Source organism: Arthrobacter sp. sptzw42 (assembly GCF_059089685.1).
Window position 1 is genome coordinate 95,108 of record NZ_JBNHEX010000006.1, and the last position, 21,553, is coordinate 116,660.

At 65.9% G+C, this 21,553-nt stretch carries 17 protein-coding genes; 5 read left to right on the plus strand and 12 right to left on the minus strand.

From position 1 onward, the window contains the following. Positions 1 to 67 precede the first annotated feature (67 nt). From AC5RT4_RS09845 to AC5RT4_RS09855, 3 genes are all read right to left on the minus strand, one after another. Positions 68 to 2,893 (minus strand): aconitate hydratase, encoded by a 2,826-nt coding sequence (locus AC5RT4_RS09845; protein WP_494105601.1) that lies wholly within the window; start codon positions 2,891 to 2,893, stop codon positions 68 to 70. Between the two features lie 165 nt (positions 2,894 to 3,058). Further along, a complete protein-coding gene (locus AC5RT4_RS09850) occupies positions 3,059 to 4,465 on the minus strand; it encodes a class I SAM-dependent RNA methyltransferase (RefSeq protein WP_494105602.1) in 1,407 nt (468 codons plus the stop codon). Further along, a complete protein-coding gene (locus AC5RT4_RS09855) occupies positions 4,462 to 6,438 on the minus strand; it encodes an APC family permease (RefSeq protein ID WP_494105603.1) in 1,977 nt (658 codons plus the stop codon). The genes AC5RT4_RS09850 and AC5RT4_RS09855 overlap by 4 nt, the downstream gene beginning before the upstream one ends. 118 nt (positions 6,439 to 6,556) lie before the next feature. Here AC5RT4_RS09855 and AC5RT4_RS09860 point away from each other — a divergent pair, with 118 nt between their 5' ends. Beyond that, positions 6,557 to 7,231, plus strand: a complete 675-nt coding sequence (locus tag AC5RT4_RS09860; RefSeq protein WP_494039489.1) for a potassium channel family protein — start codon at positions 6,557 to 6,559, stop codon at positions 7,229 to 7,231. Then, complete coding sequence (locus tag AC5RT4_RS09865; RefSeq protein WP_494039488.1) at positions 7,228 to 7,968, plus strand: potassium channel family protein; 741 nt, start codon at positions 7,228 to 7,230, stop codon at positions 7,966 to 7,968. Before AC5RT4_RS09860 ends, AC5RT4_RS09865 begins: the two co-directional genes overlap by 4 nt. Positions 7,969 to 7,977: 9 nt before the next feature. Here the strand turns inward: AC5RT4_RS09865 and AC5RT4_RS09870 are convergent, their stop codons facing one another. The 4 genes from AC5RT4_RS09870 to dut form a co-directional block, all read right to left on the minus strand. Then, positions 7,978 to 8,835 carry a DUF3159 domain-containing protein gene (locus AC5RT4_RS09870; RefSeq protein WP_494105604.1) on the minus strand — a complete coding sequence of 286 codons (858 nt, stop codon included), beginning with the start codon at positions 8,833 to 8,835 and terminating at the stop codon, positions 7,978 to 7,980. After that, the gene (locus AC5RT4_RS09875) at positions 8,832 to 9,194 is read right to left on the minus strand and encodes a single stranded DNA-binding domain-containing protein (RefSeq protein WP_494039486.1); all 363 of its coding nucleotides are present in this window, start codon (positions 9,192 to 9,194) and stop codon (positions 8,832 to 8,834) included. Before AC5RT4_RS09875 ends, AC5RT4_RS09870 begins: the two co-directional genes overlap by 4 nt. Next, positions 9,187 to 9,900, minus strand: a complete 714-nt coding sequence (locus AC5RT4_RS09880) for a DUF3710 domain-containing protein (RefSeq protein WP_494039485.1) — start codon at positions 9,898 to 9,900, stop codon at positions 9,187 to 9,189. The genes AC5RT4_RS09875 and AC5RT4_RS09880 overlap by 8 nt, the downstream gene beginning before the upstream one ends. Before the next feature lie 114 nt (positions 9,901 to 10,014). Continuing rightward, the gene (gene dut, locus AC5RT4_RS09885; RefSeq protein WP_494105605.1) at positions 10,015 to 10,548 is read right to left on the minus strand and encodes a dUTP diphosphatase; all 534 of its coding nucleotides are present in this window, start codon (positions 10,546 to 10,548) and stop codon (positions 10,015 to 10,017) included. 156 nt (positions 10,549 to 10,704) lie between these two features. Here dut and AC5RT4_RS09890 point away from each other — a divergent pair, with 156 nt between their 5' ends. Further along, positions 10,705 to 11,193, plus strand: coding sequence for a DUF3093 domain-containing protein (locus AC5RT4_RS09890; RefSeq protein WP_494039483.1), 489 nt, complete (start codon positions 10,705 to 10,707; stop codon positions 11,191 to 11,193). A gap of 109 nt (positions 11,194 to 11,302) precedes the next feature. Here the strand turns inward: AC5RT4_RS09890 and AC5RT4_RS09895 are convergent, their stop codons facing one another. Then, positions 11,303 to 11,602 (minus strand): DUF4193 domain-containing protein, encoded by a 300-nt coding sequence (locus AC5RT4_RS09895; RefSeq protein ID WP_494039482.1) that lies wholly within the window; start codon positions 11,600 to 11,602, stop codon positions 11,303 to 11,305. A gap of 228 nt (positions 11,603 to 11,830) precedes the next feature. On the opposite strand from AC5RT4_RS09895, the gene sepH reads away from it, so the two are divergent. Further along, the gene (gene sepH / locus AC5RT4_RS09900) at positions 11,831 to 13,255 is read left to right on the plus strand and encodes a septation protein SepH (protein ID WP_494105606.1); all 1,425 of its coding nucleotides are present in this window, start codon (positions 11,831 to 11,833) and stop codon (positions 13,253 to 13,255) included. 275 nt (positions 13,256 to 13,530) lie between these two features. On the opposite strand, the gene AC5RT4_RS09905 is transcribed toward sepH, so the two are convergent. Genes AC5RT4_RS09905 through AC5RT4_RS09920 form a run of 4 tightly spaced genes read right to left on the minus strand, consistent with a single transcriptional unit; the run spans position 13,531 to position 18,953 of the window. Continuing rightward, positions 13,531 to 14,262, minus strand: a complete 732-nt coding sequence (locus AC5RT4_RS09905) for a thymidine kinase (RefSeq protein ID WP_494039480.1) — start codon at positions 14,260 to 14,262, stop codon at positions 13,531 to 13,533. Continuing rightward, positions 14,255 to 15,484 (minus strand): alkaline phosphatase family protein, encoded by a 1,230-nt coding sequence (locus AC5RT4_RS09910; RefSeq protein ID WP_494039479.1) that lies wholly within the window; start codon positions 15,482 to 15,484, stop codon positions 14,255 to 14,257. The genes AC5RT4_RS09905 and AC5RT4_RS09910 overlap by 8 nt, the downstream gene beginning before the upstream one ends. After that, positions 15,484 to 16,227, minus strand: a complete 744-nt coding sequence (locus AC5RT4_RS09915; protein WP_494039478.1) for a DUF5998 family protein — start codon at positions 16,225 to 16,227, stop codon at positions 15,484 to 15,486. Before AC5RT4_RS09915 ends, AC5RT4_RS09910 begins: the two co-directional genes overlap by 1 nt. Positions 16,228 to 16,268: 41 nt before the next feature. Beyond that, complete coding sequence (locus AC5RT4_RS09920) at positions 16,269 to 18,953, minus strand: bifunctional acetate--CoA ligase family protein/GNAT family N-acetyltransferase (protein WP_494105607.1); 2,685 nt, start codon at positions 18,951 to 18,953, stop codon at positions 16,269 to 16,271. 88 nt (positions 18,954 to 19,041) lie between these two features. On the opposite strand from AC5RT4_RS09920, the gene AC5RT4_RS09925 reads away from it, so the two are divergent. After that, a complete protein-coding gene (locus tag AC5RT4_RS09925) occupies positions 19,042 to 21,552 on the plus strand; it encodes a DNA gyrase/topoisomerase IV subunit A (protein ID WP_494105608.1) in 2,511 nt (836 codons plus the stop codon). Position 21,553: the final 1 nt, after the last annotated feature.

Consider the following 21,553-nt stretch of genomic DNA (forward strand, 5'->3'; position numbering starts at 1 on the left):
GCCGAAGCCCCGGCTGGTCGGTGACCGGCCGGGGCTTCAGCAGGTGGTGCCTGCTTGGCAGTTACCGCTAGTTGGCGGAGATCTGGCGCAGTACGTACTGCAGGATGCCGCCGTTGCGGTAGTAGTCCGCTTCACCCGGAGTATCGATGCGCAGCACGGCGTCGAACGACGTCGAGCTGCCGTCCCCGGCTGTCGCGGTGACCTTGAGGGTCCTCGGCGTGGTGCCCTCGTTCAGGGCGGTGACGCCCTCCACGGAGAACGTTTCCGTGCCGGACAGGCCCAGGGTTGCAGCCGATTCACCGGCCGGGAACTGAAGGGGCAGGACGCCCATGCCGATGAGGTTGGAGCGGTGGATGCGCTCGTAGCTCTCGGCAATGACTGCCTTGACACCCAGCAGGGCAGTACCCTTGGCAGCCCAGTCGCGGGAGGAACCTGAACCGTATTCTTTACCGGCCAGGACAACCAGCGGAGTGCCGGCGGCCTGGTAGTTCTGCGCAGCGTCGTAAACGTAGGCCTGCGGGCCGCCTTCCTGGGTGAAGTCGCGGGTGAAGCCACCTTCGACGCCGTCCAGGATCTGGTTCTTGATCCGGATGTTCGCGAAGGTTCCGCGGATCATGACCTCGTGGTTGCCGCGGCGCGAGCCGTAGGAGTTGAAGTCCTTGCGCTCCACGCCGTTGGCCAGCAGGTACTGGCCCGCAGGGGTGTCGGACTTGAAGGAACCGGCCGGTGAGATGTGGTCGGTGGTGACCGAATCACCCAGCTTCAGGAGCACACGGGCGCCCGTGATGTCCTTGACCGGCTCGGGCTTGGCCTTCATGCCCTCGAAGTACGGGGGCTTCCGGACGTACGTGGAGTTCGGATCCCAGGCGAACGTGTCACCGGCGGGGGTATCAAGCGCCTTCCAGCGGTCGTCACCCTCAAAGACGCCTTCGTAGCCCTTGGCGAACATTTCCTTGTCGATCGAGGAATCGATGACCTGCTGGACCTCAACCGTGTTCGGCCAAATGTCCTTCAGGAAGACGTCGTTGCCGGCCTGGTCCTGGCCCAGTGCGTCGGTTTCGAAATCGAAGTCCATGGAACCGGCCAGGGCGTAGGCAATGACCAGCGGCGGGGAGGCCAGGTAGTTCATCTTGACGTCCGGGTTGATGCGGCCTTCGAAGTTGCGGTTGCCGGAGAGGACGGCCGCAACGGCGAGGTCGTTTGACTGGATGGCTTCCGAAACTTCGGTTTCCAGCGGGCCGGAGTTACCGATGCAGGTGGCGCAGCCGTAGCCCACGATGTAGAAGCCGAGCTTCTCCAGGTAGGGGGTCAGGCCGGACTTCTCGTAGTAATCGGTGACCACCTTGGAGCCGGGGGCAACCGACGTCTTCACCCAGGGCTTGGACGTAAGGCCCTTGTCCACGGCGTTGCGGGCCAGGACTGCGGCGGCCAGCATGACCGACGGGTTGGACGTGTTGGTGCAGGACGTGATGGATGCGATGGTGACTGCACCGTGGTCCAGTTCGAACTCGCGGCCGTCCTCCATCTTGACCGGGACGGGGTTGCTGGTGCGTCCCGCTCCCCCGTGGCCCGCCGAGTATTTCGGGGGCTCGCGGTCGGTGTCGGAGATGTGGGTGGCTCCGGCGGTGAAGGAGGGCGAGTCGGAGGCCGGGAAGGTTTCTTCCAGCGATTCGTCCAGGGTACCGGCGTTGGCGTCGTGCGAGACGTAGTTCTTCAGGTCGTGCCGGAACTCGTCCTTAGCCTCGGTCAGCTCGATCCGGTCCTGCGGGCGCTTGGGGCCGGCGATGGACGGAACAACGGTGGACAGGTCCAGTTCCAGGTACTCGGAGAACTTGATCTCGCGGGAAGGATCGTGCCACAGGCCCTGTTCCTTCGCGTATGCCTCAACGAGGGCGACGTTCTGCTCCGAGCGGCCGGTGAGGCGCAGGTAATCCAGGGTGACGTCGTCGATCGGGAACATGGCAGCCGTGGAACCGAATTCCGGGCTCATGTTGCCGATGGTGGCGCGGTTGGCGAGCGGCACAGCGGCCACGCCTTCCCCGTAGAACTCCACGAACTTGCCCACAACACCGTGCTTGCGGAGCTGTTCAGTGATGGTGAGAACAACGTCCGTCGCGGTGGCACCGGCCGGAATGGAACCGGTCAGCTTGAAGCCCACAACGCGCGGGATCAGCATGGACACGGGCTGGCCCAGCATGGCAGCCTCGGCTTCGATGCCGCCGACGCCCCAGCCGAGGACGCCCAGGCCGTTGACCATGGTGGTGTGCGAGTCAGTGCCGACGCAGGTGTCGGGGTAGGCGCGCAGGGCGCCGTCAACTTCGCGGGTCATCACGGTGCGGGCCAGGTACTCGATGTTGACCTGGTGCACGATGCCGGTTCCGGGAGGAACCACCTTGAAGTCGTCAAAGGCGGTCTGGCCCCAGCGCAGGAACTGGTAACGCTCCCCGTTGCGCTGGTATTCGATCTCCATGTTGCGCTCCAGTGCGCCGGAGTTGCCGAAGGCGTCGATCTGGACCGAGTGGTCGATGACCATTTCGGCAGGTGCCAGGGGGTTCACCCGCTTGGGGTCACCGCCCAGTTCCTTGACTGCTTCACGCATCGTCGCCAGGTCAACCACGCAGGGAACGCCGGTGAAGTCCTGCATGATCACGCGTGCAGGCGTGAACTGGATTTCTGTATCGGGCTGGGCGTTGGGATCCCAGCCTGCCAAGGCGCGGACGTGATCGGCAGTGATGTTCGCGCCGTCCTCGGTCCTCAACAGGTTTTCAAGCAATACCTTGAGGCTGAACGGAAGGTTTTCTGCACCTTCAACGGAGTTCAACCGGAAAATTTCATAATCGGTTCCGGCTACATTAAGTTTGCCTTTTGAACCGAAGCTGTCCACAGTGCTCATCGCAGGACTCCTCTCGCAACAGTTTCATCTTTGTCGCGCGGTTGACCGCCTGCTAGTTAGGGAGCCCTAATTAGTGCAGGGCCCGAAAATTGCACACGGCCGGCCGTGATTACGGAGCGCGACGTGGGACTACTACCGCCATAGTAGTCGATACCAGTTGCGGCATCAGGGACCCGGGGCCAGCAGCGCCACCGTCTCCAGGTGGTGGGTGTGGGGGTAGAGGTCGAAGGCCCGAAGGCCGGCCAGCTCCCAGCCCGCCTGGCGGAAGTACCCCACGTCGCGGGCGAACGACGCCGGATCGCAGGACACGTAGGCAATGGCGCGCGGGCGGGCTGCAACAAGCTGGCCCACCACTGCCTTTCCGGCGCCGGCCCGGGGCGGATCGAGGATCAAGGCGTCGAAGTCCCGCGGTTTCTGGCGCAGGACCCGCTCGACGCGGCCCTGGACGATTTCCACCTGGGGCGCTGCGTGCAGGTTCTTGCGCGCGTCCCGGCTGGTCCCCGGGGCGCCTTCCACCGAGAGGACCGACCCCGTAGCGCCCACGGCGTCGGCAAGGACGGCAGTGAAAAGGCCGGCTCCGGCGTACAGGTCCGCCACTACAGCGCCTGGGTGAAGGAAGCCGCCGCCCTGCAGGAATTCTGTGACTGCCCCCACAAGCGTCCCGGGCGCGTCGCGGTGTATCTGCCAAAACCCGGCACCGGTGACGCGGTACTCGTGCCCGGCGGCGGATTCCTGCACCCACAGCCTGCCGCGCAACTGCTGGACGTCCTCGGTAATGGGATCGAAGGCTGCAACGGAGACGTCAGCGGGAAGGGCTGCCGCAATGGCGGCAAGACGCTTGGGCTTGGTTCCAGCGGCAGGAGCCAGCAGCACCAGGGGGCGGGAACCATTCGCCGGAGCAGCCACCTCAACACGGTCAACACCCTGCAGGTCCATGTCCCACAGGCGCAGGTTATTGATGGCGTCAGTGGCCAGCGGCATCTCCTGGATGGGGACGATCTCTGCCGAGCGGTGGGCATGCATTCCGAGCTTGCCGCCGGGGGTGACCGAGAAACTTGCGCGCGTGCGCCAGCGGAGGCCGTCCGCGCCGTCGGGCGCTGCCCCGCCCCCTGCCCCGGGCGCGGATGGGCTGCCGCCCACCGCTTCCACGGTGCCCCAGCCGTCCGGGAGCTGCCCGACGCCGGCCAGCCGGTTGAGCTGTTCCGAGAGGACCTCTGCCTTGAGGCTGCGCTGGCGGGCCAGGGTGATGTGGCCGAACTCAGCGCCGCCGACCGGCGGGTGCCCGCGGCGCCAGGCGCGGAGCGAATCCGCAGGGTGCCAGAAATGGTCCACCCGGTCCGGCGAGCCTTCAAGGATCTCGACTACGTCGGCGCGCCAGAACTTGGCTTTTTCACCGGCGTCCGTCAGCCGCGCCCGCACTTTCTCGCCCGGGATGGCGTGCCGCACAAAAATGACGCGTCCTTCGTGCCTTGCGACGCAGTGCCCGCCGTGGGCGACAGGCCCGACGTCGAGCACTACTTCCCTGCCGGTTTCTCCGGTCAGTTCCGCCTGGGTTTGGGTCTTTGTTGTCATTGAATGTCCTGCAGGTTCTTTGCTTCTTCGGATGATTTGAGCTGCCAGGGAACGCTGGCCACCATGACGCCGGGCTCGAAGTGGAGCCGTGTCTTGATGCGCAGGGCGGTCTGGTTGTGGACCAGCTGCTCCCACCACTTACCCACAACGTATTCGGGGATGTAGACGACGATCAGGTCCCGCGGCGAGTCACGCCGCATCTGCTTGACGTACTCCATGATGGGGGTGACGGTCTCACGGTAGGGGCTGGCCAGCACGGTCAGCGGCACGGGAATCTCGAGCTTTTCCCAGTCAGCCACTGTCCCGGCGGTTTCTTCGGGGTCGATGTCCACCGTCACTGCGTCCAGCCTTGATGGCCGGGAAGCCCTGGCGTAGGCGAGGGCCCGGAGGACGGGTTTGCGCACATGGGACACCAGCAGCACGGCGTGCACCCGGGTGGGCAGGGCGCGCGGGGAGGAGTCTTCGTCCACTGCCAGCTCCCTGGCCACGTTGTCGTAGTGCGCCCTGATGCTCCACATGATCAGGAAGAGAACGAACATGGCGAGCAGGGCGATCCAGGCGCCCTGCTCGAACTTGGTGATCAGGACAATGACCAGGACCAGGGCGGTCATGCCGAAACCGACGCTGTTGATGGCCCGGGACCTGGCCATCCGGCGTCGGACGCCTTTGTCTTTCGCCAGCTTCAGCTGCCGGCCCCAGTGCCGGATCATCCCGAGCTGGCTGGCAGTGAAGGAGATGAATACGCCCACGATGTACAGCTGGATGAGCCTGGTGACATCGGCGTTGAAGGCGAGGATGAGCACCAGGGCCCCGGCAGCGAGGGCAAGGACGCCGTTGCTGAAGGCCAGCCGGTCACCCCTGGTGCGCAGCTGGCGCGGAAGGTACCCGTCCTGGGCGAGGATGGACCCCAGCACCGGAAAGCCGTTGAAGGCCGTGTTCGCGGCAAACACCAGGATGACGCCGGTGGCGGCCACCACGATGTAGAAGGGGATGGATCCCGGACCGAAAATGGTCTGCGCAATCTGGCTGATGGCGGGAGTCTGGATGTAGCCCTCCGGAAGAGGCCTGCCATTCAGCAGGAACTCCGTGGCGGGATCGAGGACTATGTGCACCTTGGTGGCGTTGGCCAGGTAGATGATCCCCGCGAGCATGGACGCTCCGATCACGCCCAGGAGCAGCAGGGTGGTCGCCGCGTTCTTGCTTTTCGGCGGCTTGAAGTTGGGGACTCCGTTGCTGATGGCTTCCACGCCGGTGAGTGCGGCGGCACCGGAGGAGAAGGCGCGCAGGAGAAGAAAGGCGCCGGCGAGTCCCACCAGCCCTTCGTCAAAGCCGGGCGCGGGCACAATGGTGAAGGCCGCGGAGGGCGCTTCCCCCAGCTGGCCGGTGGCCGCCTGGAAAATGCCCACCGCCGTCATGCCCAGGATTGAGGCCATAAAGATGTAGGTGGGCACGGCAAAAACGCTGCCGGCCTCTTTGACTCCGCGGAGGTTCACCAGCGCAAGGACCACCACGCCGATGGTGGCGATCACGGCCTGCTGGCCGTGCAGTGCCGGAATGGCAGTGGTGACGTAGGAGGCAGCCGAGGACATCGATACCGCAACAGTCAGGACATAGTCCACCAGCAAAGCCGATGCGACGGTGAGGCCGGCGTACTTTCCCAGGTTCTCCCCCGCTATTTCGTAGTCCCCGCCGCCTGAAGGATAGGCGTGCACGTTCTGCCGGTAGGAAGCGACAACCGTCAGCAGGACCACCATGACGGCCAGGCCCACCCATGGTGAGAACGCCACCGCGCTGACGCCGGCCAGCGCCAGGGTGAGCAGGATCTCGTCGGGGGCATAGGCAACGGATGAGAGGGCATCGGAAGCATAAACCGGAAGTGCGATCCGCTTGGGAAGCAGCGTATGCGCCATCCGGTCGTTTCGGAACGGCCTGCCTACGAGCACGCGCTTGGCAGCGTTCAGTATTGTCAGCACTCCACAAAGCTAGTCTGATTCCCGGGCTGTGTCATGACGGCCCGTGGACAGCTGCCTTCCGGCGCTGACGGTAGAGTTCTAGCGGCAGGACCGTGGGAAACACACAGAGGAGATACTGGTGGCGCATTTCGTGATCATGGGATGTGGCCGGGTGGGGGCGACGCTTGCGCATACGCTCGAAGACGCCGGGCACTCTGTGGCCATCATCGACCAGGACGACCGCGCTTTCCGCAGGCTTCGCCAGGGATTCACCGGACGCAAGGTCACCGGCGTCGGGTTTGACCGCGACACCCTGAAGCAGGCAGGGGTTGCCGACGCATATGCCTTCGCCGCGGTGTCCAGCGGCGACAACTCCAACATCCTGGCCACCAGGGTGGCCAGGGAAACGTTCCATGTGCCCCACGTGGTTGCCCGGATCTACGACCCCGGCCGTGCCGAAATTTACCAGCGCCTTGGAATCCCCACGGTGGCGGCGGTGCGCTGGAGCGCCGACCAGGTACTGCGCCGCATCCTTCCCGAACAGCACCTGGCCGGGGACTTCCGGGAGCCTTCCGGGCGGCTCGTGCTCGCCGAGCTGGATCTCGACGCCGGTTGGGTGGGCCATCGGATCAGCAGCATCGAAAAGGCGGCCAATGTCCGCGTTGCGTACCTCACCCGGTTTGGTGAAGGACTGTTGCCCGACGCCGGAACCGCCTACCAGGACGGCGACACCGTCCACGCCATGCTGCAGGTGGACCGCAGCGCCCAGGTGGCCCAGATCCTGGCCAAAGCCCCCGTCAAGGAGTTCCAGTGAAGGTCGTGATCGTGGGTGCCGGCAGCGTCGGTTCGTCCATCGCCAGGGAATTGCTGGCGCACAAGCATGAAATCCTGCTGATCGACCTCAAGCCGGAGGTTATCGGACGGAGCGGACTCCGCGGGGCCCACTGGCTTGTGGGGGACGCGTGCGAGCTCAGTACGCTGCAGGGCGCCAAGGTGGAGGACGCGGACGTGGTGGTCTCCGCCACCGGTGACGACAAAGTCAACCTCGTGGTGTCGTTGCTGGCCAAAACCGAGTTTGGCGTTGGACGCACGGTGGGCCGGGTAAACAATCCCAAGAACGACTGGATGTTCAACGATTCCTGGGGCGTGGACGTTGCCGTCAATACGCCGCAGCTGATGACAGCGCTGGTGGAGGAGGCGGTGGAGATCGGCGACCTCGTGCGTCTGCTCACCCTTCAGACCGGGGTGTCCTCGCTGGTGGAGTTCACTGTTCCCCATGATTCACATGTGATTGGCCTAACCGTAGGGGAAATCCGCTGGCCGGAAGATTCCACCCTGGTGGCCATCCTGCGGGATCACGCGCCGATCACACCGAGCCGGGACGATGTCATCGACGGCGGCGACGAGCTCTTTTTCGTCACCACCATCGCCGCCGAGGACGAGCTGCGTGCCCTGCTCTCCCCCGAATCGGCGGAGCCGCAGCCGCGCCCGGGCGAAGATGCGGGGCACCTGGAGCAGCAAGGCCCGGACGACGACGGGTTCGACGGTTAAGCCGCGCGCTCAACCTTTCGCGGGGCCGTCCGCTGCCTCGTCCTCAATGGGAGCGGGCTTGGTGACGAGCCAGGCGATCCAGACGCCAAGGATATACAGCGGCGTACCCATGATGAGCCGGGTGGTCGCCAGCGCGGCGAGTCCGTCCGTCCCCATCAGGTACAGGGGTACCTGCACCACAAGCCGAAGCACCAATACGGCGACGATGATCCAGGTGCCGATCCGGTAGGCCTTGACCCTGGCAGGGTCCTTGCGCCAGTCCAGGCCCTCATTGCGGATGAACCCAAAGAGCAGCCCGGCCACGGGCCACTTGACCGCAATGGAGATCACCATGGCTACGATGTAGGCGGCGTTGGTGAAGAACCCGGGAAGGTAGAAGTCTTCGGCTTTTCCGGTGGTGTTGGCCACCCAGGCGGATATGCCGACACCCACCACGCCTGCGAGTGCCTGCGTCAGGGGACGCCGCTGCACGAGCCGCACCACGGTAAACATGGCCGCGGCAGCCAACGCGGCCACAAGGGACACCGTAAGGTCCCGCGTGATGGTGTAGGCCACGAGGAACAACAGTCCCGGAACGATGCTTTCGGCGATGCCCTGGAACCCGCCGGCGCTGCGCAGCACATCCACCCGGCCGTCATGGGTCCGGTGCAGCCCGGCTTTTGCTGCGTAGCCGGCAGCGAAGCCCGCTGCCGGGGACGGTGCCTGGCCTGTGGCGTCATCGCCGGCAGCGCCTGGCAGTTTGACTTCACCGGCGCCGTTAAGGTCCGCGCTGTTTTCCAGGCTGCCCCGGCCGTTCGACGAAGCACCGTCCGGGCCTGAGGCATTGTTCGGGCCGGTACCGGAAGGGCGGGGCGTGGACGCAGTCATTCGTTCTCCTGGCGGGACAATATCTCGTAGCGTGGGTTGAACATGGTGGGCATGCCCTCTACACGGGACACCATTCCTTTGAGCCGGACTTCGGCGCCGGCCTCGATGCCTGGGACGCGGTGCCGTCCGAGCCACACCACACGGAGCCGCCCTCGGGGTCCGGCTGCGGTTCCGGCTCCTGATTCCCGGGGGTCGGCGTCCGAGACTATGGCGCTGAAGGCTGCAGTCCTGTCGGCCGGTACGTAGGTCACCGATTCGATGCGGCCGCGGCAGACCAGCCGGCCCTTGAGCGGCAGCCGGCTGAGGGGAACATCGCCGCTTTCGTCCAGCGGAGCTCCCCCGGCTGCGGCATCAGCCAATCTGTGTGATTTCAGGACCACGTTCAGGTTCCTGAAGTGCAGGTGCAGCCGGTGGCGGCGTGGGGGTGGCGTCCTTCGGCAGCCGGAGCTGCAGCAGGTCGCGCGGCGGCATGGGGCTGTCTCCGCGGATCACAACTACCTGGCGGAACAGGGCTTCAAGGGGTTCAGCGGCCGGGCGCTCCAGTGCAGCGGCTCCACCGAGAACGCCCCGGAGGAACCACCGGGGACCGTCCACTCCTATAAAGCGCGCCGCCCGGTAGCCCTGGCTGCCATCCGGCAGCCCTGCCGGCAGCTTTGCCACGAGTTCAGTGCCGAAAGCGCCTTCGACTTCCTCAACCTGCCCGCCCTGGGCTCCCACGGACTGGCCGATCTGCTCGCGGATCTCGTCCCAGAGCCCCTCGCTCTTGGGGGCTGCGAAGGCCTGGAGCTGCAGGCTGGAGCCGTTGAGGTCCATGGTGACGGCAACGACCCGCTGGGTGGCCTCCTCCACCTCGAGCCGGAGCTGCAGTCCCTCGCTGGGTGTGATCAGGAGCGCACCCAGATCGACATAGCCATCACGGCTGCCGATTTCGGACTCGTCGAACGGGCCGTTCGAGCGAGGTCCAGGAACGGGCGCTGCCTCTTCCGCGGTCTCCGCGTCAGCGGACAGTTCCTCCGGTTCGGCTGCTTGTTCCTTCTTGGCTTTCCTGCCGAGCCCAAAGACCATTGGGTATCTCCTTAATTGGTTGCCGGTCCGGCCCTTGGGGCCCCGCCGTCGTGCTCTGTTGCCGTCCGGCATGCCTGCGCCGGTACGGAAGAAGGGTTGAGGAAGAGCTAAAGTTCAGGCGCCCGGGGCGTTGAAGCCGCCGCTAGAGCCGAAACCTCCTGTGCCACGTACAGATCCGCTCAATTCGTTGACGGGGATGAACTGCGCGTACTCCACGCGCTGGATGACCATCTGGGCAATTCTATCGCCGCGGCGCAGCTCAATACTCTCCCTGGCGTCGGTGTTCAGGAGGGTGACGGCGATCTCGCCGCGATAGCCCGCATCGACAGTTCCGGGCGCGTTCACAATGGTCAGGCCGTGCTTTGTAGCCAGGCCCGAGCGGGGATGGATCAATGCGACGAAACCTTCAGGAAGGGCAATGGCCACCCCTGTGGGAACCATCTTCCGCTCTCCCGGCTCCAGCACAACGTCCACGCGCGCACGAAGGTCGGCCCCGGCGTCGCCCGGGTGGGCGTAGGACGGGGCTTCAAGGTCCTGGTCCAGCATCTTCAGCTGAACCTGCAAGGTGGGAGCGCCCGGGGCCGCGGCGGGACCGGCTGCGGCAGCTTCAACGGGAAAGGCATCTACTGTGGCGGGATGATCAGTCACAGTCACTCACTCTAACCCGCGTGTGGCAATCGCTCCTAGGGACGGCCTCCTGCCGGCGGCTGCACCTGGCGAGGAGGTGACGGTGGCGGGAACAGTCCCGCGCAGGAAGAAACAGCCCAAGATGAATTAGCAGGGCAAAGATGGAAAGCTTGGCTCATGCCCGAATCAAGCTCTCCCGCGCCCGTCCCCCAGAGACCGTCCACCGGGGGCGCGGTGATTTACCGGGAGAAGCTTTGGCCCAACATGTGGATCTGGATCATTGCTGCCGGTGTGGCAGGAGCCGGGATCCTGGTCTTCGCGCCCATCAGCACAGCAGCGGGTTTCACGGCCGCAGGAGTGCTTTTTGCCATCATGGCGGTACTCCTGGTTTTGTCCACTCCGGCGATCACGGTTACCGAGGATTCCTTGACAGTTGGCCGGGCCAGCATCGAGCGCCGGTTCGTGGGCGAGGTCGAGGCGTTCCGGGGCGAGGAGGCAACTGCAGAACGCGGCACCCGCTTGAACGCGCTGGCCTACCTCTGCTTCCGCGGCTGGATCGACCCTGTGGTCAAGATCGGAATTACCGATCCGTCCGACCAGACGCCGTACTGGCTGACCTCCACGCGGCGCCCGGAGGAACTCACCGCCGCCCTGTCACGCAGGTAACCTGCCTGGCCGGGCAGGATCCCGCCGTCGTGACGCCTGCACCCCGCCTTGCCTGCTGAACTGCCCTGCCAGGCTGGCTCAGCGCAAATGCCCCCGCGCCGGACCGTGTTCAGCCCTCACACTCCCTGCAGTAGAAGCGCCCGTCCTTCTCGCGTGCAATCTGGGAGCGGTGCCGGACAAGGAAGCAGGAAGAACAAGTGAACTCGTCCTGCTGCGCCGGAATCACCTGCACCGTGAGCTCTTCGCCGGAAAGGTCGGCACCTGGCAGCTCATAGCCTGCGGCAAGATCGCTTTCGTCCTCGTCCACCACCGCAACCGGTTTTTCTGACCGCCGGGTCTTCAGCTCTTCGATGGAATCCTCCCCGAGCTCTTCCTCGGACTTGCGCGGCGCATCATAATCGGTGGCCATTGTCGCTGTAACCCTCTTCCTTTGGCCCAAACCTGCGGACATCACCCTCCATAACGCCGAACGTCCCGGCTTTGTGCCCGGCCGCGGCATGCCCGCACGGGGGCCCTTCAGCCGCCCAGTACCCGGCGTTGGGCCGGAATATCGCGGCGCGCCCTGTCCCTTGAGCCAAAACAGGTTCAGCGGGTGGCAGAGTACCGACTGATAGTAATGCCAGGGTGGAGGATTTGTATGCAGGATCTACGGCTTGTAGGCGTGCACGACGACGGAGCGCATCTCCTGTTGAGCGGTGCCGGCGGCGAGATGTTCCAGCTGCCGATCGACGAAGCGCTGAGGACCGCGAGCAGGTCAGCCGCAAGGCCGCCCGCTGAGCGGCCTGCCATTCCCATGTCTCCGAGGGACATCCAGGCCCGAATCCGGGCGGGAGCGACCGCTGCGGAGGTGGCAGACCTGTCCGGCCTGCCGCTGGCCAAGGTGGAACGGTATGAAGGACCCGTTCTGGCAGAACGCGAGTATGTTGCCCAGCAGGCGCGCAAGGTGGAAGTAGCTTCACCTTCGCCCGGTCACGACATCTACAGGTCGGCCTTCGGCGACAACCCAGCCACGCTGGCGGACATGGTGGCCCACCGGCTTTCAGCCCACGGCATTGACCCCTCTACCGTCGAGTGGGATTCCTGGCGGCGCCAGGACGGAACGTGGACGGTTCAGGCGAGTTTCGAAACCAACACGGGCGGGAAGGCCGGCATCGGTGAGGAACCTCCGGCACTGTGGACTTTCAGCCCGGCCAGGAGGTCACTGCAGAACGCAAACAGGTGGGCGCAGCAGCTCAGCGAGCTCGAGCCCCTGGACGGGCCCGTACCGGCGCGCCGGCTCTCGGCGGTATCCGACCGTCCATTCGACTTCGAGGCTGACGCAGACTCGGCCCGCCCTTCGCCCGGTTCCGGGCCCGACGCCGGACAGACGGACGGCAAGGAGTCAGACGGACTCCTTGACATGCTCCGGTCGCGCCGCGGCCAGCGTCTGGGCGTCGACGAAAATTCCGACGACGCCTTGGCCCTGTTGCTGACCCACGGCGTTCCCGCAGCACACCCGCGGCCGTCGGAAGTGACCCCTGACGCAGAAGAGCACAACGACCAGCCTCAGAAAGACACACCGGAGGCGCCCGCTGCACACGGTCCGGCTGGACAAGGTGCGGCTGCACAGGACCAGGCGGCCCAGGGCAGCTCCTTCATCCGCCGGCGTGACGCCCGCCCTTCCATGCTTTCGCGCCTGAGCCTCATTCCGCCGCACCGGGACGCCCCGGATGACACTCTGAAGCTGCACGACGGCGTGAGCACCGACACCCGCGAAATCACCATTGTTGCCTCCCCCCAACGCTCCTCCGGCAGCACCTCCGAGGCTGGCCATGGGGACGCCAGCGGCACCAGTTCGGACGGTTTCACCAACAGCGGCACCAACAGCGGGTCCGCCAGTGGCGGAGGCCTGAACGAGTTGTTGGGCGGGAACCTCGGGCGCTTAGCCTCACGCAGTGAAGACGCCTCCCCCACTACCGGCCAGTTGCCGGAGACCGGCGCTCCCGAGCGCCAGCCGGGCAGGCCCAAGCGGTCCAGCGTTCCCTCGTGGGACGAGATAGTCTTCGGTACGCGGGGCGATTAACTGGTAGCCCGCACGGCGTCCAAGCAGCGCAGCAGGCAACGCTCCTGTGTTGGGTTTCCGTCACAAAGCGGCTCTAACAAGCGGGTTCTTACTGCTCAGGTAGTCCCCTCGGTCCAGTACTGTATTCCGGCGAGGTGCTCCAACTCCAGCCCAATAGCCGGTCCATGAGGTTCGGCACCGGTGCCGGAGTCATTTGTGCGGGCGCGTCAGAGAGACGAAGGAGCAGCAAGCGGCAGAGGGCTGCGAACCCGGAGCATCAGGCCAGGCGCCGAAATTCAGGCCTCCGTAACTCCGGTTCCGCCTGAGCCGCGCCACAGGCACGCATCAATTTCAAAGGGCAGCAGCGGGTCCTGCTGGCCCATCAATGCGGCCCCGTGCGCGGTAACGCGTCGCATGTAGTGCCGGCGGCAGAGCGTCTCGTACCCCACCACGGGGACGTGATCCGCGGGAATCAAAACGGCGGTGGAGTCTCCCGCCATGTCCACATCGCCCACCACTACCTGCGCACCTTCGGTGACCATCACGCCGTCGACCGTTCTCGCGTTGTGGGTGGCACGGCGGCCGCACCAGCAGAGCGCCTCCACCTGGAGGACCTGCACCCGGTCGGCAAGTTCAACGAGCCGCTGGGATCCGGGAAACAGCCGGGTACGGAAGTCGGCGGTGATGCCGAACGCGAAGACGTCCACGTCAATCTCGTCCACGACTTTTGCCAGCTGTTCCACCTGCTCAGGGGTGTAGAACTGTGCTTCGTCACAAATCAGGTAGTCCACCCGCTGCCCCTGTGTGCGCCGGCGCATGACTTCCTCCCAGAAGTCAGTGCCGTCCAGCACCTCCACCGCGTCTGTTTCCAGGCCAAGCCTGCTGGAGATGCGCGATTCCCCTGCCCGGTCGTTGCGGCTGAAGCGCACTCCGCCGCGTCCCCGTGCCCGGTGGTTGTGGTCCATCTGCAGGGCGAGGGTGGACTTTCCACAGTCCATGGTGCCGGAGAAGAATACGAGTTCAGCCACGCCGGGGGCTCCTGCCGCCGGCGCTGAAGCAGAGCAGGGGAACCTCCCGCTCGGCCTTGGTGAGTGAGCCGTGCTGGCCCACCACCTCCATAGCGGTTGGGCGGACGCGCCGCGTGTCGTAAAGGGCGACGGCGTCCCGCGCCGCGATCATCACGTCGCCGATCCTGCCCTCGACGGCGGGACGGACCGCGCCGAAGAGGCCCGCTGCCAGTGCGTCTTCCCGCGTGAAGGCCCACACCTGATCACCAAAGCGTCCCCGCCATGCTGCGAGCAGCCGTTCCCGGACGTCTTCCCCTGCCCCGTTCTCAAGGTAGAGGTGGACCATCCGGGGTTCCCCGGCCGTATGCCGCACCCCTTCCACCAGCGCGGGGTCGGCGGAGAAATCGATGCGTCGCTGTTCGGGCACGTCCAGCATTCCGTGGTCGGCGGTGAGAAGGATGGTGGTGCCGGCCGGAAGGGAAGCGTTGAGCCGCTTCATGGTTGCGTCAAGCTCTTCGAGCTGGTGCTCCCATTGCTCGGACTGGCAGCCGTAGCGGTGCCCGGCCTTGTCCAGCTCGTTGAGGTAAAAGTACATAAGCGACGGACCGGCGCCGGACATCGCTTCGGCCGCGGCCTCCGTCCGGGCATGCGCTGTTGTGGCGGAGAGAAAGTTGCCGCCCCGCAGTGCAGCCCGTGTCATGGGGGAACCGCCGAACTGGGGCAGGCTCACCGTGGTGACGTTCACGTGTTCCGCCGCGCGTTCCAGCACGGTGGGAAATGGCTGCCATACCGCGGGATCAACGCCGGCGTCCCAGTTCCCGAGCAGGTTGACTACCTTGTCCTGCTCCGGGTCGAGCACGTCATAGCCCACCATGCCGTGCTGGCCGGGCGCCAGGCCGGTGCCGAAACTGGACAGGGCAGCTGCGGTGGTGGAAGGAAACGCGGAATCCAGCCAGACAGGGACCTCACCCTGCCCTGCCTGGATAACGGAGCGCAGGAAGGGTGTGTGGGCCGATTTTTGCTTCAGGAGGTTCCGGCCGAGCCCGTCCGCCAGCACCACGCAGACACGTGATGCCGCCGGCAGGCCAAGGGTGTTCGCGAACCCCTCCACGCCCAGGCTCGCCGCGGCGCTGGTGAGCACCTCCGCGACCGAGCGCTGCCCGTAGGCGGGAGCGGACGGCAGGACAACCTGGCTGCGGGGCCGGGCGGAAACAGCATGGTTCGGGTGGCGGTCTTCCGGCATCAGCGCGGCTGGTGCCCGCGGCTGAGGCGGTTCCCGAATACCCCGGCACGCGGCCGCGGCGGCAAAGATTGGACGTGTGCCTGCGGAGCCGGGGAACCGGTGTTGACGGCCCGGAGCGCGCGGGCAAAGAGCTTGGCGTCCTGGACTGCCTGCAGGCCGTCCGCCTCCGCGCTGATACGCAGGACGATGTCCTCCTGGGCGATGGTTCCGCTGTAGCCGTGGTCAGCTTCGCACTGCGGGTCGCCGCAGCTCGCCGGACCCATGTCCAGCCGTTGCCCGCCCGACCAGGCGATGGAGAGCGTTAGTTCACGGACAGGATCCGATGGCTTGTAGTCCTGCGGCTGTGCGTACATGTAGCTGAGCACCACGGACCGGATCTGCGCCACAGGGACGGACTCAGTGGAAATCTGGGCCACGATCTGCTCGCCTGCCTCGTCCAGCTGCTGGTCGTCCACATGTGTAATGACCAGCATGTCTGCAGTAAGGACGAGCACCGTGATGTGGCGGCGGACCTCGGCGCGGTCGAAGTGGGTTTCCAGGTGCACCAGGTGGGCAACACAGTCGCGGCCGTCCAGGGCGTCGTCCACCACATCGGCCACGAGAAGGGGGTAAAAGCCTGCCTTCTGGAGCGCACCATCGAGGCTCTGGCCCTGCGCGCTGTGGTTGTGTGAGCTGTGGTGACGCAGTGCCGTGGTTTCATTGCCGGGCGTTTCTGGCGCCGAGGCGGGAGGCTGAGAGCTCATTCCCCCATTTTCACAGATCGGCCGGTCACTTGCTAACCGCCTCAGCCCAACATGGCCCTGCGCGCGCTGTCCGTCCGCTTGGCGGCGTTGCCGATCCGAACGTCCGCGGCGAGGGTGGTGGCTCCCGACGTGCCGCACAGCACCGGGTTGAGCTCCACCAGGGCGATCTCGGGGTGGTTGTCCTTGAGCCAGGCGAACCGGCCGGCCAAATCTTCAAGGGCTTCGACATCCACGGCGGGCAGCCCCTGGTATCCGAACAGCTTTTGGGCTGCGCGGGGCCCCCGGATGAAGTCGTCGACGTCGGCAGCGGACAGCGGCGGCACCCGGTGGGACCAGTCATCCAGCAGGTTCACGGCGTCTCCGGCAAGCCCGAAGGAGATAACCGGCCCGAGCAGCGGATCCTCAATAGCCCTGAAGGTGCAGGCCTGGCCGACCGGAGCCATGCTCTGCACCTCCAGTGCCGGGTTGCCGTAGTTCGAAAGCACGCGCCGCATCTGCTGCACGTTCAGCCGAAGCGATTCGGCGTCCTGGATGTCCAGCCGCACGCCGCCGAGGTCAAGGCGGTGCCGGAGGGCGGGATCGGTGGTCTTGAGCACCACCGGCCAGCCGAGGGAGTCGGCAGCTTTAACCGCCTGGTCAGGGTTATCAAAGCCCACGGACGGCAGAACCCTAATCCCGTAGTGGCCCAGCAGCGACGCCGCGGCGGCAGGATCCAGCTTTTTCAGCTGTTCGCCTTTGACATCCTGAAGCAGGGCTTCAAGTTCCGCCCGGGCAAGCTCCGGATTGCAGCCTTCAGGTTCCACAAAATGACCCTGGTCGCGGGAGACCCATTCGGAGTAGCGCACCACGGCGGCGAGCGCGGCAACAGCGGCACCGGGATTGGAGAAACTGGGCACCCCGCACTCCGGGGACCCCAGCATCCCCTCAACGGAGATGGAAGGGTCAAGGATGCCGGTAAAGGCAGCGACGACCGGCTTTCCGGTAGCAGCCGAGCATTCAGCCAGGACTTCTGCGATGCTGTCCACCGTCAGCCCGCGTGCCGGAAGCAGGGCCGCAACAGCCGAGTGGACAGCGTCGGACCCCAGCGTCTTGAGCAGGCTGGCCCGCAGGGCGGGAAGGGCAACTGACTGGCCGGCGTCGAGGTCCACTCCGGTGACCAGCTGTTCGACGGCGAGTCCCTGGGACGTGGCGCTGTCCGCCACCACTTTGCCCAGTGCCTGCGAGTTGCTGAAGATGGCAAGTCCCGGGCCGGCGGGAAGCGGCTGGCCCGAGACCACCTGGGCGACGTCCACCAGCTGCTCGATGGTTTCCACCCGGATAACGCCGGACTGGCGCAGCATTGCATCCAGCGCCCCGGAGGGTGCCTGGGTGGTGCGGACAGCGTGCCCGGGCGGCAGCCGCAGCCCCATGGCGTCGGACTTGGCCACGATCACGGGTTTGATGCGGGCCAGCCGGCGGGCCAGCCGGGAGAACTTGCGCGGATTGCCGATGGATTCAAGGTAGAGCCCGACGGCGGTAGTCTCCGGGTCGTCCTCCCAGTACTGCATCATGTCGTTGCCCGAGACGTCGGCCCGGTTCCCGGCCGACAGGAACGTGGACAGGCCCAGCCGCCGCCGGCTGGAGGCGGCATACAGGGAGACACCGATGGCGGCGGACTGGCTGAACAGGCCGAGCCCGCCGCGCTGGGGCAGGGTGGGCGCCATCGAAGCGTTCAGCGACACCTCGGGATTGGTGTTGACGATCCCCAGGGACGCCGGTCCGATAACCCGCATGCCGCTCGCCCGGGCCTGGCGGACAAGGTCCCGCTGGCGCAACAGGCCGCGTTCGCCGTCGTCCGCGAAGCCTGCCGAGGCGACCACCAGTCCCCTGACGCCGGCTGCGGCACAGTCCGCCACTACGGCAGGGACTTCCTCGTAGGGCACGGCGACGACGGCCAGCTGGACAGGGTCGGGGACCTCGGACAGTTTGCCGAAGGACAGCATGCCGGCCAGTTCCAGCGCTTCAGGGTTGATGGCGTAGATGGGGCCGCGGAAGCCGCCTTCAATAATGTGCTCCAGGAGCTGGTAGCCCACTGTCCCCCATTTGCGGCTGGCGCCAATCACGGCAATGGACGACGGCGTCAGCAGGTCCCGCACGCTCCTCGCCTCGGCGCGGTGCTCCCGGGACTCCATCACCGCACGGGACTTCTCGGTGGGGTCGATGTTGAACTCGAGGCTGACGACGCCGTCATCGAAGTGCCGCCGGACGTCGTAGCCGGCCTCGGAGAAAACCTTCAACATCTTGCGGTTTTCCGGCAGCACCTCGGCACTAAAGCGCCGGATCCCGTTTTCGTGCGCTGCGGCGGCAAGGTGTTCCAGCAGGATGGAGCCGATCCCCCTGCCCTGGTGGGAGTCGGCAATGTTGAACGCCACCTCCGCTTCGGTAGGGTCATCGAGCCGGTCATAGCGGCCGATGCCCACGATCTCGCCGCGGATGGTGATGACAAAGGCCACCCGGTCCTTGTAGTCAACCTCAGTGAAGCGCTTGAGCTCCTTGCTGGACAGCCTGGCTTTGAAGGCGAAGAAGCGCATGTAAATTGAATCCTGCGACTGCCCGATGTGGAAGGCCTGGACAGCGTCCGCATCCGAGGGGTGGATGGGCCTCAGGTGCGCTGTCCCGCCGTCGCGCAGTACGACATCGGCTTCCCAATGTTCCGGATATTCGCCGTCCCCGGGCTGATCCACCATAGGCTTAGCCTAGCCAAAAACTCCCGCAGCACCGCAGCTTGCGCACAATAGACCGATTGCACAGTACCCAGAAGGATTTACCAACCCCATGGCCCGCCGCCAAAGTACCGCCCCCGCTGTGGCTGACAGCTCCCCCTACACGGAGAACATCGTGGATATCGATGTCACCTCCGAGATGGAAGGCTCCTTCCTGGAGTACGCGTACTCGGTGATCTACTCCCGTGCACTTCCGGACGCCAGGGACGGACTCAAGCCCGTGCAGCGGCGCATCCTCTACATGATGAGCGACATGGGCCTGCGGCCGGACCGCGGCCACGTCAAAAGCGCGCGCGTGGTTGGCGAAGTGATGGGCAAGCTGCACCCGCACGGCGACACCGCCATCTACGACGCCATGGTGCGCATGGCCCAGGACTTTTCGCTGCGGCTGCCGCTGATCGACGGGCACGGAAACTTTGGCTCGCTCGACGACGGCCCTGCGGCACCGCGGTACACGGAGGCCCGCCTGGCGGCCGCTGCGCTCACCCTCACCAACCATCTCGATGAAGACGTGGTGGACTTTGTCCCCAACTACGACAACCAGCTGACCCAGCCGGAGGTCCTGCCGGCGGCGTTCCCCAACCTGCTGGTCAACGGCGCCACCGGCATCGCCGTCGGGATGGCCACCAACATGGCCCCGCACAACCTGGTGGAGGTCATCTCCGCTGCCCGGCACCTGATCGCCAACCCGGACGCAACGCTGGACGACATCATGCGCTTCGTTCCCGGGCCGGACCTGCCCAGCGGCGGGCGGATTGTGGGACTGGACGGAATCCGCGATGCGTACGCCACCGGCCGCGGGTCCTTCAAGACCCGCGCAAAGGTGGAAGTCGAGCAGCTTTCCGCCCGCCGGACCGGTTTGGTGGTCACTGAACTGCCCTACATGGTGGGCCCGGAAAAGGTCATCGAGAAGATCAAGGACGCCGTCAACGCCAAGAAACTGACAGGCATCAGCGACATCGTCGACCTGACCGACCGCAAGCACGGCCTGCGCCTGGTCATCGAACTCAAGAACGGCTTCAACCCCAACGCCGTGCTCCAGCAGCTCTACCGCTACTCCCCGATGGAAGACTCCTTCGGCATCAACAACGTCACCCTGGTGGACGGCCAGCCCCAAACCCTGGGCCTGGTGCAGCTGCTGACCGTGTACGTGGACCACCGGATTGACGTGGTGCGCCGCCGGACCGTTTTCCGGCTGGGGAAGAAAAAGGACCGCCTGCACCTGGTGGAGGGCCTCCTCATCGCCATCGTGGACATCGACGAGGTCATCCAGATCATCCGGTCGTCGGATGAAGCCGCGGCCGCCCGGGCCCGGCTGATGTCCATATACGACCTCACCGAAATCCAGGCGAACTACATCCTGGAGCTGCGGCTCCGCCAGCTGACCAAGTACTCGCGGATTGAACTGGAGAAGGAACAGGACGAGCTGCGCCGCGAAATTGCGGAGCTGGAGGCGATCCTTGGCTCCGAGGAGCGGCTGCGCACCCTTGTGTCCGACGAACTGGGCGCCATTGCTGAAGAGCACGGCACGCCCCGCAGGACCCTGCTGCTCGAATCCGAAGCCGTGTCCCCCACCGTCGCCGCCGACCTCGCCCTGAGCAACGGAAAGAAAGGCAAGGCGGCCCCGCTGGCGCTGGAAATCGCCGACGACCCCTGTTGGGCCATCGTCACCGCATCCGGGCAGATAGCGCGCACCACCAACCGGGAACCACTGGCTGAGGCCGGGCCGAGGACCAAGCATGACGTGTACACCTCCGTCGTCAAGACCTCCGCGAGGGGCGAGATCGCCGCTGTCACCTCCCAGGGGCGCATGCTCCGCCTGCAGGTGATGGACATGCCGGTCCTGCCGCCCGTCTCGGGCCTGCCCAACCTCGCCGGCGGGGTTCCGGCCAAGGACTTCATCACCCTGCTGAAGGGCGAAACCCTGGTGGCATTCGCTCCGCTGGACGAGGTGCTGGCCATTGGCACGGCCCAGGGCGTGGTGAAGCGGGTGCAGCCGGACTACCCCCTGAACCGGGAGGACTGGGAAGTCATCGCGCTCAAGGACAAGGACTTCGTGGTGGGAGTAGCCCCCGCCGGAGCGGACGATGCCGAACTGGTGTTCCTGACCAGCCAGGCCCAGCTGTTGAAGTTCGGCGCTGCAGTGGTGCGGCCGCAGGGACGCACTGCCGGCGGCATGGCAGGGATCAAGCTTGCTGCCGGTGACCGCGTGCTGTTCTTCGGCGCTGTCCAGCCCAAGGATGAGGCCGCAGTGGTGGTGACCATTGCCGGTACCACCGGCGCCCTGCCCGGCACGGCACCTGGCACGGCCAAGGTGACGGCGTTCTCGGAGTACCCGGCGAAGGGACGGGCGACCGCCGGAGTCCGGGCACACCGGTTCCTGAAGGGCGAGGACACCCTGCTGCTGGCGTGGGCCGGCCACGGCCCGGCGAAGGCATCCTCTGCGGCCGGGGTGGCACGGTCCCTCCCCCAGGAGCACGGCCGGCGTGACGGTTCCGGCGTGCCGCTGTCCCAGCCGGTGGAAGTGGTGGGCCCTGCCATGGCCTGGACTGATCCCGCTTAGA